Below are 13,091 nucleotides of genomic sequence, written 5' to 3'. Positions count from 1 at the left end.
TTCTGAAATAAAGGATCCCGCCGCTTTTATTAAAACTTTATTTTTTCAATATAGCCGTAAAGCTCATCATCTGACAGATCATCGGAGAAAATACTGTAGAGCAGTCCTTTTCCGGTCAGTCTGTACAGACTGATTCTTTCATTTTTTATAGCATATACCTGCTTTTCTTTGTCAGCCCCCCAGTTTTCCGCAGAGTTGTAAGCTGTAGGATCATTTAGATCAGCATCAAAAAATTCTGCCATAGAATCAAAGCTGTCATAATGAGTAAATGCAAGGCAAACGGTTATTGATTTTTTAGTGCTAAGCTCGGTAAAGGAGAAATATGAGCAGCTTTCATAAAGCGTTATATTGTCAATAGAAAATTTATCTTTGTCGTAGATCGGATCAGAAATCTGATTTTCATTCAGACCTCTTTTCTCCAGGTATTCCCTAAGCTTTTCAGAATCGATAAAATTATCGTAGCTGTCAAAATCAACGCTTAGGTCGATCTCTGCGTTTTCATTACCCGGTTTGTCAATTACGCTTTCCCATGCATTTTCAGCCGTTTGAGAGGATATTGCGTTTTCTCTTGCAGATTGAGCTGAGCTTTGCATCGGATTTTCAGCGTTTTTTGAGCAGGCGCTTAAGATTGATGAAACAAAAAGTATTGTAAAAATAAGTTTTTTCATATATATTCCTCCATATTCTTATTATACATAATAGTATATTAAATGTCAACATTAAATTTAACTTATTAAATATTTTTTTAAATCTAACATACTGACAATCTCGCATGCATTTTTTTCTTGAAGGGTAAATCAACAAGATTTTTCTATTTGCGACACCGTAGGATATTGATTTATCGACTATGCAGTTAATTTGTTCAGCTATAAACCTATTTATTTGTTTATTAAAGATATGTAAATTGTACAAAAACTCCTTGAATTATCCTGATAAAATGGTATAATATATATAACATATGATATAAATTAAAAGTGAAATATTTGACCTGTAATCGGAAGGAGTGAAAAAGTAATGATCAAGCTGAAGGGTAAACCGGTTTTCGGAGGTATAGTAAGCGGCAGGATAGCTTTTTACCGCAGAGACGAAAGCGTAGTTCAGAAAAGAAAGATCGATAATCCTGATTTGGAGCTTCAGCGTTACGAATACGCTAAAGCCTGTGCGCTGTCGCAGCTTGACGAGCTTTATCATAAAGCTGTCGGAGAAGTCGGTGAAAATGACGCAGGAATTTTTCTTATACAGCAGATGATTATCAAGGATATTGATTTTGAGAAAGAGGTCAGAGATTTAATTGCCCGTGATCATTACAATGCTGATTACGCCGTTGCAAAGACAGCCAGAGACTTTTCACAGGTGCTGAGCGAAATGGATTCCGATTACATAAAAGAACGTTCCGCAGATGTAAAGGACGTATGCGACAGGCTTATAAGACATATCCAGAATAAATCGGAGAACAATTTCAGTGTTAATGAAAAATCTATCATATGCGCCGACGATCTGGTCCCGTCGGAAACGGTAAGGCTCGACAAATCAAAGGCAGCTGCGTTCTGTACCTGCTACGGCTCTTCCAATTCACATACTGCAATACTTGCCAGAACGATGAATATTCCGGCTGTGATCGGTATAGGCAAGGGACTTCTTGAAAGCTATAACGGCTGTGAAGCTATGGTTGACGGATACAGCGGTATGCTGTATATAGAGCCTGACGATAAGACTCGCCAAGAGCTGGATAAGAAGCAGACAGCAGAAGCAAAAAAGAGAGAGCTTCTGAAACGGCTCAGGGGCAGGAGGAATATTACTCTTGACGGAACTGAGATAAAGCTTTATGCAAATATAGGCGGTCTATCCGATCTGGACAGCGTAATTGAAAACGACGCAGGAGGGATAGGTCTGTTCAGGAGCGAGTTCCTGTATCTCGAAAACAATGACTCTCCTAACGAGGAGTATCAGTTTTACAGCTACCGCAGAGTTCTTGAGCAGATGAATGGAAAGAGAGTTATAATCCGTACTATGGATATAGGCGCTGATAAAAATATCAGTTATTTCGGACTTGAAAAGGAAGAAAATCCTGCTCTCGGGCTGCGGTCTATAAGACTGTGCCTTGAACGGCCCGAGATGTTCAAAACTCAGCTGAGGGCGTTATTACGGGCGTCAGTCTATGGACAGCTTGCAATAATGCTTCCTATGATCACAGATGTTGGGGAGATAAGAAGAACTAAAGTCCTAATAGAAGAAGCTAAGACACAGCTGAGAGCGTCAGAACAGCCTTACAGCGACAATATTGAGATAGGTGTAATGATAGAAACTCCTGCTGCTGCGGTTTTAAGCGACCTGCTTGCTCCTGAGGCTGACTTTTTCAGCATAGGTACCAACGATCTTGAGCAGTACACATTGGCAATGGACAGGCAGAATATGCGGCTTGAAAGCTATTGCCCCAATAATCATACGGCGCTTTTAAGACTGATGAAAACAGCCTGCGATAATGCTCATAAATACGGAAAATGGGTAGGGATCTGCGGAGAGCTTGGCGGAGACCTTTCTCTTGCCGAGGTCTTTCTGGCTATGGGAATAGACGAAATATCAGTTGCTCCGCCGCGCATTCTTCCACTGAGAAGCAAAATAAGAACGCTGGATCTAAGCGATAAAAAGAGTGTACTTGAAAGATACGGTTTATAGGTAAGAGTAAAATTAAATCGCCGCAGAAAAATTATCAGTCCGAGCCGGGATTTTTAGGTTATTCGGGCTGATAATAAATCTGTGCGGTAATTCAAAAGAAATTTTAAAAAACCTATTGACAAATAGCAAAAGATAGTGTATAATTAATATCGTCGCTTGAAGCGATAAAAATGTGGGAGCATAGCTCAGCTGGGAGAGCATCTGCCTTACAAGCAGAGGGTCACAGGTTCGAGCCCTGTTGTTCCCACCATAGCGAATGAGTTTCATTCGCTTTATGGCCTGGTAGTTCAGTTGGTTAGAACGCTAGCCTGTCACGCTAGAGGTCGTGGGTTCGAGCCCCATTCAGGTCGCCATTCATTTTTTTAAATCTATTGCATATACTGTATTAAAGCATACAAAGCTGAGTGCTTTAGGTATTTGCCTCTGTAGCTCAGTAGGTAGAGCAGGGGACTGAAAATCCCCGTGTCGATGGTTCGATTCCGTCCGGAGGCACCATCGTAATTATAAAAATATGCGGATTTAGCTCATCTGGTAGAGCGCCACCTTGCCAAGGTGGAGGTAGCGAGTTCGAGCCTCGTAATCCGCTCCATATAAGGCGCTATAGCCAAGTGGTAAGGCGTAGGTCTGCAACACCTTGATCCCCGGTTCAAATCCGGGTGGCGCCTCCAGTGTGATTCCCGTTATCAAATGATGGCGGGAATTTTTTGTGCAAAAAGCAGCCAAGCTTTTTCTTGACTGCTATGTAAAATATTCTGTTTTAATCTGACCTACAAACTGGAAGTTATCTAATCGTTAGTAATGCAATAACAAACCTCACCTTTGGGTAAAGTGCCTTCTCTGACAAACCTTTGAACAGCATCTGTAATATGCATACTCGATTTTTGCAATACTCTTGCTGATTTTATATTTTCTATACGATGATAAGCCTCAAGTTTGTGAAAATCTGTATTGGAAAACACATAGTCGATAACAGCAGATAATGCTTCATTTGCATATCCGTTGCCCCAAAAACTTTCGCCTATACAGTATTCGATTTCTGCGGTTTTACAATCGGAATAAACCCTGCAAAAGGCGATTTGCCCTATGTTTTCCAAACTTTTCTTTTCTATGATTGCCCATCTGTAAAAATCAGAATTAGAATAATTCTTTTGCCATTTATCTAAGAGTTGTTTTACTTCTGAAAGAGTTGTATAAACAGGTTCGCCGTATTCAGTCTGTACCAGAGGATTGGATACCCAATTTTTTAGCATATTATCACAATCCCCATCTGTAAATGGTCTTAACAGCAGACGAGATGTTTGAATTTGTTGTGTTCCACAATGTTTCATAGTATTACCCTCCAATTATGCCCAATCAAATATATCTGGTCAAATTCATATTTATAGTTCTGTTCAACCTTGCTTAATTATATCATGGTTGGAAATATACAATTTACATAGTTTCACCATTTCCTTTAAGAAAGGTAAATCGCTTCGTTGTGGATTATCGACTCTAAATGTGCAACCACACACTCCGTTAAATTCTTTTCCGAAGATGATTTTATTTTTGCCGCCGTTACAAGAACCGCAATGAGCACAGAAATCAATATGATTCCAAGCATTGTTCTTGATTTCATCATCCATAATGTCGTTGCTAAAAGCTGTACTATCATTAGACCAAACAGTCCAAAGATTTTTAGGCTCGTCAGGATCTTTTATGGCTATGAAAGCAACGCATTCGCCCTTGAATTTAAGCCAATAATATATTTTATCTTTCCAACAAGAACTATTGTCCTTGTAAAATTCTATATTGTTATTTCTTAAAAAATCGACAAATTCTAAAGCCAATGCTTTAGCTTCATCAATTAAGCTTTCTTTTATGTAATCTTCGATTTGATTTGTCATCATAATTATTTCTCCACAAAATCAATTAACTGCTTTAAACTTTGAATACTCCATTTATCAGAATTATTGCCGCTTCTATCTATCAAAAAAGAAGTGAAGCCTTGTTCTCTTGCTCCGTCGGCTTCCGGCTTATGATCATCAACATATAAGCTTTCTTTTGCCGAAACGCCTTGTGCATTCAAAGCTGCATTAAAAATGACTGGGCTTGGTTTTCCTGCCCCGACTAATGAACTTGCGGTGAATGATGTAAAATATTTTGAAACTCCTAATTGTTGCAAGGTATATTCAAGAGACGGAGAGGTATCGCTAATCACGCCCATTTTATATCCGTGACTATGAAAATACTCCAACACTTCAATCGTTTCAGGAAACAGAACCCGATCTCTATTGCACCACAATTTACTAAACAATAATGTAGAACGGCTATCTATATCCTCTTTGACGCCTTCACCGATCAGTAAATATTTGTAAAACTTTTTGAAAAACTCCCGTTCATCATCAACGGTTCTATACCAAGGTGTTCTTCCTTCGCTGGCAAGTTCAAAAAGTTTCATCATTTTGTCATATGGTAATACAAAAGGTTTTCCGCTCCATTCGCTAATAATATTGTTACGCCAAAATTCCTTTTTGCTATCAAAATATGTAAGCGTACCGTCCCGATCAAAAAAGATAGCTTTATAGTTCATTTAACACTCTCCGCTTTATGCTCAGTATATCATAAATTTGTGTGTTTGTCTAACATTTTCTCATATGGATTCCGAAACATCAAAAACCTCCACAGCCAGAAAGCCGTGGAGGTTAATTTGTTTACAGCACTATGTTATCCTGTTTAAGAATTACTTCTTGTCAGCGATAGCAGCCTGTGCAGCAGCCAGTCTCGCGATCGGCACTCTGAAAGGCGAGCAGGATACATAGTCAAGACCGATCTTATGGCAGAACTCTACAGATGTAGGATCTCCGCCGTGCTCTCCGCAGATACCGATATGAAGCTTCGGATTTACAGGCTTACCAAGCTTGATAGCCATTTCCATAAGCTTGCCTACGCCTGTCTGATCAAGCTTAGCAAACGGATCGTTCTCGAAGATCTTAGCGTCGTAGTAAGCGTCAAGGAACTTGCCTGCGTCGTCTCTTGAGAAGCCGAATGTCATCTGCGTAAGGTCGTTGGTTCCGAAGCAGAAGAAGTCAGCTTCCTTAGCAATATCATCAGCTGTAAGAGCGGCTCTCGGGATCTCGATCATTGTACCAACTTCATACTTGAGGTCTGAACCGGCTTCTGCAATAACAGCGTCAGCAGTTTCAACTACAACCTTCTTAACGTATTTAAGCTCCTTAACGTCGCCGATAAGCGGGATCATTATTTCAGGAACAATAGTCCAGTCGGGATGAGCGTTCTTAACATTGATCGCTGCCTTAATAACAGCCTTTGTCTGCATCTTTGCGATTTCAGGATAAGTTACCGCAAGACGGCAGCCTCTGTGACCCATCATCGGGTTAAATTCGTGAAGGGAAGCGATAATAGCCTTGATCGTTTCTACGGACTTGCCCTGAGCGTCAGCAAGCGCCTTAATATCAGCTTCTTCTGTAGGAACAAATTCATGAAGAGGAGGATCAAGGAATCTGATTGTTACAGGATTTCCTTCAAGTGCTTCATAAAGAGCTTCAAAGTCGCTCTGCTGCATAGGCTCGATCTTAGCGAGAGCAGCTTCTCTTTCTTCAACTGTATCGGAGCAGATCATCTCTCTGAAAGCAGCGATTCTGTCGGCTTCAAAGAACATATGCTCAGTACGGCAGAGACCGATTCCTTCAGCGCCAAGCTCTCTTGCCTTCTTAGCGTCAGCAGGGGTATCGGCATTTGTTCTTACTTTGAGCTTTCTGTACTTGTCTGCCCATGACATGATCCTTCCGAATTCACCGGCAATAGTAGCGTCAACTGTAGGAATGATTCCGTCGTAGATGTTACCTGTAGAACCGTCGATGGAAATATAGTCTCCCTCGTGGAATTCCTTGCCGCCGAGAGTAAACTTCTTGTTAGCTTCATCCATAACGATATCAGAGCAGCCGGATACGCAGCAGGTTCCCATACCGCGGGCAACAACTGCAGCGTGTGAAGTCATACCGCCTCTTACTGTAAGAATACCCTGTGAAGCCTTCATACCTGTAATATCCTCAGGTGAAGTTTCAAGTCTTACGAGAACGACCTTTTCTCCCTTAGCATTCCAAGCTTCAGCGTCTTCTGCTGTAAATACGACCTTACCGCAGGCAGCTCCGGGAGAAGCGCCCAGACCCTTGCCCATAGGAACTGCGGCTTTAAGAGCCTTTGCGTCAAACTGAGGGTGAAGCAGTGTATCGAGGTTTCTCGGGTCGATCATAGCAACTGCTTCTTCTTCAGTTCTCATACCTTCGTCAACGAGATCGCAGGCGATCTTCAGAGCAGCCTGAGCTGTTCTCTTTCCGTTTCTTGTCTGGAGCATGAAAAGCTTTCCGTGTTCTACTGTAAACTCCATGTCCTGCATATCTCTGTAGTGATTTTCAAGAGTATTGCATACCTCGTTGAATTGAGCGAAAGCTTCAGGGAATTTCTGCTCCATTTCGGAGATGTGCATAGGTGTACGAACGCCTGCAACAACGTCCTCGCCCTGAGCGTTTGTCAGGAACTCTCCGAACAGACCCTTGGCGCCTGTAGCAGGGTCACGGGTAAATGCAACGCCTGTACCGCAGTCGTCGCCCATGTTTCCGAAAGCCATCGACTGAACATTGACAGCTGTACCCCATGAATAAGGAATATCGTTGTCTCTTCTGTAAACGTTAGCTCTCGGGTTGTCCCATGAACGGAATACAGCCTTAACTGCTCCCATCAGCTGTTCCTTAGGATCTGAAGGGAAGTCTGAACCAATCTTTTCCTTGTATTCGGCCTTGAACTGACCTGCAAGCTCCTTGAGGTCGTCGGCAGTCAGGTCAACGTCCTGAGTAACGCCTTTCTTAGCCTTCATTTCGTCGATAAGCTCTTCAAAATATTTCTTGCCGACTTCCATAACTACGTCGGAATACATCTGAATAAATCTTCTGTAGCAGTCCCATGCCCATCTTGGGTTATTTGACTTTTCAGCAATAACCTCTACAACCTCTTCATTAAGACCGAGGTTTAAGATCGTATCCATCATGCCGGGCATTGAAGCTCTTGCACCTGAACGTACAGAAACGAGAAGAGGATTCTCCTTGTCGCCGAATTTCTTTCCGGTGATTTCTTCCATTTTGCCGATATACTCATTGATCTGAGCCTGAATTTCATCATTGATCTGCTTACCGTCCTCATAATACTGTGTGCAGGCTTCGGTTGTGATCGTGAAACCCTGAGGAACAGGAAGACCGATATTGGTCATTTCTGCAAGGTTAGCGCCCTTACCGCCGAGGAGTTCTCTCATGCTAGCATTACCCTCGGAGAAAAGGTAACAATACTTATTTGCCATTGGTATCTACCTCCAAAAAAAATTTTGAATTCCGTATTTTTATAGTACCTTGACAATCCTATTAAAGCTGTCAGGACATTACAAGCCTATCATACGGTAACAATTCTATTATAACAGATTATTTCATAAATTACTATAGTTTTTTCTATATTTTTGACAGAGATTTTTGCACAATGTTTCTCAGCCTTTTTCGTACACTTTGCACAATAAAAATGCGTAAAAATAACAGCATATCATAACTTCAGGGCTGTGGGTACAGGCTTATTGATAAAATCACCTGAATAAATTCATACAGCCGTTTTTAATAAGCCCTTAAACGACGATATGATCTAAAATAGACTACAGCTTAAAATGCAGCGGCATTCCGTTTCGCATTGCAATTTTAACATCGCCCTGTATTAGGGGAAAAAAGTAGGAAATAGCGGAATCTGTAACATTGTTTCCTTGACTGTTTATCCATTTTTCAGGGAAAAACTTTTCCTTGTTTGCAACATTGGAAGCATCGGTGGATTCAATTGTGACGACATACGGAGAGCTTGAAATTCTTTTGAAAACCATAGTTTTGCCCGTTTCACCTCTGAGAGCTGCGGAAACGCCCTTTGAGCCTATTTCCTCAGCTTCGTCTATATCGGTTTTCGAGCATATATGAGAGGAGCATCGCTGCATAACGTTCAGTTCGATAGACCGTACCTTGCAGCCGATCTCTTTTCGGAGTATCTGTTCCAATGCCTTGCCGATTCCCGAAAGATACTTATGACCGAAGCTGTCTGTAACTCCTGAACGGAAATCTCCGTCCTTTTCCGATATTTCAACGCCCTCTGAAACCGCAATAACAACGGCTTTATGCTTTGCCTGCATTGCTCGGACGTCCTCAATAAAGCTTTCAACTGAAAATTCTCTTTCCGGAAGATAGATCAGGTGCGGAGCAATTTCTCCGTTGGCGCGCAGTACGCAGGTAGAGGCTGTGAGCCAGCCGGCATGACGCCCCATAATTTCAACAATGGTGATAGATTCAATTGAATATACCGAGCTGTCCCGAATAATTTCCTGAACGGTTGCAGCAACGTACTTTGCCGCCGAACCGAAGCCGGGTGTATGGTCGGTAACAGGGAGATCGTTGTCGATTGTTTTAGGAATGCCAATAACTTTTACGGAGGAGCCGGCAGCTTTGAGATGTTCGGAAAGCTTCATAACGGTATCCATAGAATCGTTTCCGCCTATATAGAAAAATGCCTCTATACGGTGCTTTTCAAAGCAGCACATTATTTTTTCATAAACAGCGCTGTCCTTTTCCGAAGCGGGAAGCTTATAGCGGCAGGAGCCGAGTACGGTAGAGGGAGTTTGCCTTAAAAGCTCCATATCCTCATTTGATTTAATTATAAGTTTCAGGTCTATTAGTTCGTCGTTTATGATTCCTTCAATACCGTTAATAGATCCGAATACTGCGTCAATTTCAGGGGTTTTCAGAGCCTGCCTGAAAACTCCTACAAGCGACGCATTGATTGCACAGGTTGGTCCTCCGGACTGGGCGACAGCGATGTTCATTTATAAATCCTCCGTTTTATTAGAATTATTTTAACTTCTATAATATATTGTATCATAAAATATTAAGAAAGGCAAAGATTTTAAACCTTCTTCCTTAAAGTTTTCCCTTTTAAACAAAAAACACATGACGGTAAACGATTTACATTATATCAAATGCAAAAACCTCCGCATCTCTACGGTGCGGAGGCTGTAAAATTTATTTGATCTCAAGGCGTTTAATGCCAGGCGAGCTTTCGGTTTTCTTAGGAAGCGCAACTGTCAGGACACCGTTTTTATATTCGGCGTTTATTTCATCTGCTTTTACGGCTGAAATATCGAAGCTGCGCTGATACGAGCCGAAGCTGCGTTCACGGCAAATATAATTGCCATTCTTTGATTTGTCTTCAGATTCGGTGTTATGCTCTGCTGACAGGATCAGGTAATTTCCGTTAATATCAAGCTTTATATCGCTTTTATCAAATCCCGGAAGCTCAGCTTCAAGCACAAATTTATCTCCATCGTCACGTATATCTGTTCTGCAAGAATTTATCGGCATATTACCTGCGAAAAAATCCTTTTCAAAGTCATGAAAAGCGTCAAAAAGGTCAAAGCTTTTTCTTTCAAACGGCGTAAGTCCAAACATATAAATTCCTCCTTCTTATAATACACATTAATAATTTTATTTTGGTTTAAGTGTTATCTATTATACATTGGTATCACCTTTCTTTTGTTATCTATATAATAGTTCTGTATTATGTTTTTTGTGTCATAACTTTGTGAAAAGCAGATGAAAATTAGCACTCTTCGGTTGAGAGTGCTAAAGGAATAACTTATATAATATTAGGGCATTAATATATTGTCGCAGCAAACAATAACAGCTGATAGGTGTGCCTTGAAATTGTGCCAAGTAAACAAAAAAGCTAAAAAAACATTTTTTTTATAAAAAACTGTTGACAAGCCCAATTTTATAGTGTATAATAATTAAGTCGCTATGAGGGCTGCGGTTAAGGCGGTATAGCTCAGTTGGCTAGAGCACTTGGTTCATACCCAGGGTGTCACTGGTTCAAATCCAGTTACCGCTACCATTCATACAACGCTCTCATATCACAAGGCCCGTTGGTCAAGCGGTTAAGACACCGCCCTTTCACGGCGGAATCATGGGTTCGATTCCCGTACGGGTCACCATTTACAAACGAAGACGAACACTCACACTTGTGGGTGTTCTCTTTTTTTATGTCCTCGTTTACATTTTCAAGGCTCAGGGTAACCTCGCCCTCCTTGAAATTGAGGAAAACAACAAGCCTGTCCTCATAAACAAAAACGCTATTTATGAAAATATCAATAAGACGCTGTTTCTGAAGCTCGTCCTTGAAATCTGTTTTCGCAAACTGCATTATCCAAAATTCAATCTGCTCTCTTGAAAGTATCGGGCGGCAGATTTGCTCTTTGGGAAGTGCAACTTCGATTGCCTCCTGCTTTTCTTCAAGGTCAGTAAGCGTTGTTTTCGTGGATTTTGTAATAATTCCAGCCTTAATTGCCTCCATAACATTAGCAATTTCCTTTTTCACAGCCTTTAACTGCTTTTTAAGAATGGGCACTTCCGAGCTTTCCGTGTTCTGCATTGCGTAGCATTTCTCACTGATTTTAGCAACAAGACTTTTGTCTTTGAGTATATGCATAATCGAGTCAAAAACCTTATCCTCAATCAAAGCCTTCTGTACGATTTTCTTTTTTCAGGTCTTTTTCTTGGATTTCATACATTGATAATAGCGATAGTTTTCTTTCGTTTTGCTCGTTCCACTAATGCCCGACATTGAAGTTCCACACTCGCCGCAGAAGATTTTACCTGTGAGATAATAGCGTTCATCAACCTTTTTAAAGCTTGCCGCCTTGTGCTTATTTGCAGATAATCTTTTCTGACACTTATCAAATATTTCCTCTGAAACAATCGGTGGAATTGCGTCCGTATTCATCGTATCTCGGAATGTATATTCTCCGATATATCTGCGATTTTTCAAAATCCAGTTGATGAAATGGTATGTCAGCTTCCTGCCACGATTTGTAACGCCTTTGCTTGTCAGGTCGTCAATAATGCTGCGGATAGCCTCACCCTCAGCATATTTTCTGAAAATCTCTGCTACTATCGGAGCTTCCGTTTCGTGCTTCTGAAAATGCTTTTCGCTGTCAATCGTATAACCATAGGTTATATGACCGCCGTTGAATTTTCCCTTTATTGCATTCTCTGTCATTCCTCGGCTTGTTTTTAGTTCGAGGTCTTTGACATAATATTCTGAAAATCCCTCGAAAATGGACTCCATCAGTTTTCCTTCTGGGCTATCGTCAATAGGCTCTGTTGCAGAAATCACGCTGACCCCATTTTTATTCAGCTTGGATTTATAGATTACGCTGTCGTATTTATCACGGCTGAAACGGTCAATCTTCCATACGATTACGACATCAAATTCGCCTTTCGCACTGTCGGCTATCATTCGCTGAAATTCAGGACGGTTATCTGCACGCTTGCCTGAAATCGCTCTGTCTGCGTATGATTTTATTACGGTATATCCTTTACGCTCAGCAAAAGCCATACACTCACGAAGCTGTCCCTCGATACTTTCCTCACGCTGATTGTCTGAGGAGTATCTCGCATAAATTACTGCTTTCATCTTATTTTCCTTTCTGTTGAAAATGACTTTTCCTGTTTTAAGTATAGCATATATCGCCCTAACATTCAACACTTTAAAGCGGAAAATTTCTGTTTTTACATCTATGTACTGCCGTCCCCCGAATACGGTAATTCGGGGAATCGGCAGGGATTCGTCCTCAGGCGGCTTTGCATTCTTTCTCAGAAATCCAAGCTTCAAAGGCTGCTTGTCCTTCTTCTGTTGCATAGAACTCCTGTATCATGGTAAGAAACATTTTTGCAACACAGTCAAGCTCAAATTCGCTGATTTCGGTGTACTCCGTGCAGCTAACCGTTTCGGTGGATGTTTTCATAAACATACCCTCTTTCAGATAAAATCAGCAATTGCTGACATACTTTCGTATGTGAGGGAAACGGTATCGGAGTATTATATACAATAATAGCCACTCTGTTTTTTCACTCGGCGGCTCGTTTCATTCTCGGCTGTATTGCCGATTTTCACACAAGAGGGTTTGGGTTCCTCCAACAAGTTTTTTGCATTTGTCGCAACGGCGGTTTCGTAGAAAACCAAGCGATGTATAGACAAACGCTATGCTTGCTGTCACGAAGTTACGGTAAGCATAGTTTGCAAAAAAGCGGTTGTGTAGCCACAAGGGCGATGCTTGCTATCAACAGGAATGCACGAAAGTGCTGAGTAACTTTTTCAAGAGAGCCTCGCAGAGCGCACATACCACCGCTGTGGTATATAAGTGCGCCCTTGTCCTGCAAGGGAAGAAATCTGCTCATCAGAGCTTGACAACTTTCCCGAAGAAAAAATTTTCATTCCAGTTCAAAACGCTGCGTACATACATACCCTGAAAGAGAGAAATTTGTATAGTCTGGTATGTACGTACATAC

Annotated in this window: 10 protein-coding genes and 7 tRNA genes; 8 read left to right on the top strand and 9 right to left on the bottom strand. The window is 41.3% G+C overall.

Annotated elements, in window-relative coordinates; translation table 11 throughout:
• Window positions 1-29: 29 nt before the first annotated feature.
• Window positions 30-668 (bottom strand): hypothetical protein, encoded by a 639-nt coding sequence (locus tag ACYQ0H_RS04860; RefSeq protein ID WP_459811716.1) that lies wholly within the window; start codon window positions 666-668, stop codon window positions 30-32.
• A gap of 346 nt (window positions 669-1,014) precedes the next feature.
• Here ACYQ0H_RS04860 and ptsP point away from each other — a divergent pair, with 346 nt between their 5' ends.
• The 6 genes from ptsP to ACYQ0H_RS04830 all read left to right on the top strand — a co-directional run bounded on the left by ptsP (window position 1,015) and on the right by ACYQ0H_RS04830 (window position 3,344).
• A complete protein-coding gene (gene ptsP / locus ACYQ0H_RS04855) occupies window positions 1,015-2,676 on the top strand; it encodes a phosphoenolpyruvate--protein phosphotransferase (protein WP_459811715.1) in 1,662 nt (553 codons plus the stop codon).
• Between the two features lie 174 nt (window positions 2,677-2,850).
• Window positions 2,851-2,926 (top strand) — tRNA-Val (locus ACYQ0H_RS04850).
• Between the two features lie 26 nt (window positions 2,927-2,952).
• A tRNA-Asp gene (locus ACYQ0H_RS04845) sits at window positions 2,953-3,029 on the top strand.
• Window positions 3,030-3,095: 66 nt separating this feature from the next.
• A tRNA-Phe gene (locus tag ACYQ0H_RS04840) sits at window positions 3,096-3,171 on the top strand.
• Window positions 3,172-3,189: 18 nt separating this feature from the next.
• A tRNA-Gly gene (locus ACYQ0H_RS04835) sits at window positions 3,190-3,265 on the top strand.
• A gap of 5 nt (window positions 3,266-3,270) precedes the next feature.
• Window positions 3,271-3,344 (top strand) — tRNA-Cys (locus ACYQ0H_RS04830).
• Between the two features lie 117 nt (window positions 3,345-3,461).
• On the opposite strand, the gene ACYQ0H_RS04825 is transcribed toward ACYQ0H_RS04830, so the two are convergent.
• From ACYQ0H_RS04825 to ACYQ0H_RS04800, 6 genes are all read right to left on the bottom strand, one after another.
• On the bottom strand, window positions 3,462-4,004 hold the full coding sequence (locus ACYQ0H_RS04825; protein WP_459811714.1) for a GNAT family N-acetyltransferase: 543 nt from the start codon (window positions 4,002-4,004) through the stop codon (window positions 3,462-3,464).
• A gap of 63 nt (window positions 4,005-4,067) precedes the next feature.
• Window positions 4,068-4,562 (bottom strand): hypothetical protein, encoded by a 495-nt coding sequence (locus ACYQ0H_RS04820; protein WP_459811713.1) that lies wholly within the window; start codon window positions 4,560-4,562, stop codon window positions 4,068-4,070.
• A 2-nt stretch (window positions 4,563-4,564) separates the two neighbouring features.
• Window positions 4,565-5,245, bottom strand: a complete 681-nt coding sequence (locus ACYQ0H_RS04815; protein ID WP_459811712.1) for an HAD family hydrolase — start codon at window positions 5,243-5,245, stop codon at window positions 4,565-4,567.
• A 150-nt stretch (window positions 5,246-5,395) separates the two neighbouring features.
• Window positions 5,396-8,026: a pyruvate, phosphate dikinase gene (gene ppdK, locus ACYQ0H_RS04810; protein WP_459811711.1), complete on the bottom strand. Its 2,631-nt coding sequence runs from the start codon at window positions 8,024-8,026 to the stop codon at window positions 5,396-5,398.
• A gap of 339 nt (window positions 8,027-8,365) precedes the next feature.
• Window positions 8,366-9,571 carry a 6-phosphofructokinase gene (locus ACYQ0H_RS04805; protein ID WP_459811710.1) on the bottom strand — a complete coding sequence of 402 codons (1,206 nt, stop codon included), beginning with the start codon at window positions 9,569-9,571 and terminating at the stop codon, window positions 8,366-8,368.
• Window positions 9,572-9,767: 196 nt separating this feature from the next.
• Entirely contained in the window at window positions 9,768-10,193 is a 426-nt protein-coding gene (locus tag ACYQ0H_RS04800; protein WP_459811709.1) for an Hsp20/alpha crystallin family protein, read from the bottom strand.
• A 365-nt stretch (window positions 10,194-10,558) separates the two neighbouring features.
• On the opposite strand from ACYQ0H_RS04800, the gene ACYQ0H_RS04795 reads away from it, so the two are divergent.
• Both ACYQ0H_RS04795 and ACYQ0H_RS04790 read left to right on the top strand, forming a co-directional pair.
• Window positions 10,559-10,635, top strand: a tRNA-Met gene (locus tag ACYQ0H_RS04795).
• 25 nt (window positions 10,636-10,660) lie between these two features.
• Window positions 10,661-10,735, top strand: a tRNA-Glu gene (locus tag ACYQ0H_RS04790).
• Window positions 10,736-11,283: 548 nt separating this feature from the next.
• On the opposite strand, the gene ACYQ0H_RS04785 is transcribed toward ACYQ0H_RS04790, so the two are convergent.
• Together ACYQ0H_RS04785 and ACYQ0H_RS04780 are read right to left on the bottom strand one after the other, a co-directional pair.
• Window positions 11,284-12,414: a recombinase family protein gene (locus tag ACYQ0H_RS04785; RefSeq protein WP_459811708.1), complete on the bottom strand. Its 1,131-nt coding sequence runs from the start codon at window positions 12,412-12,414 to the stop codon at window positions 11,284-11,286.
• Window positions 12,374-12,547 (bottom strand): hypothetical protein, encoded by a 174-nt coding sequence (locus ACYQ0H_RS04780; RefSeq protein ID WP_459811707.1) that lies wholly within the window; start codon window positions 12,545-12,547, stop codon window positions 12,374-12,376. The genes ACYQ0H_RS04785 and ACYQ0H_RS04780 overlap by 41 nt, the downstream gene beginning before the upstream one ends.
• Between the last annotated feature and the right edge of the window lie 544 nt (window positions 12,548-13,091).

The organism is Hominimerdicola intestinalis (genome assembly GCF_054655215.1).
Note: the sequence above shows the minus strand (reverse complement) of the source record. Positions and strands in the feature narration are given on the sequence as shown.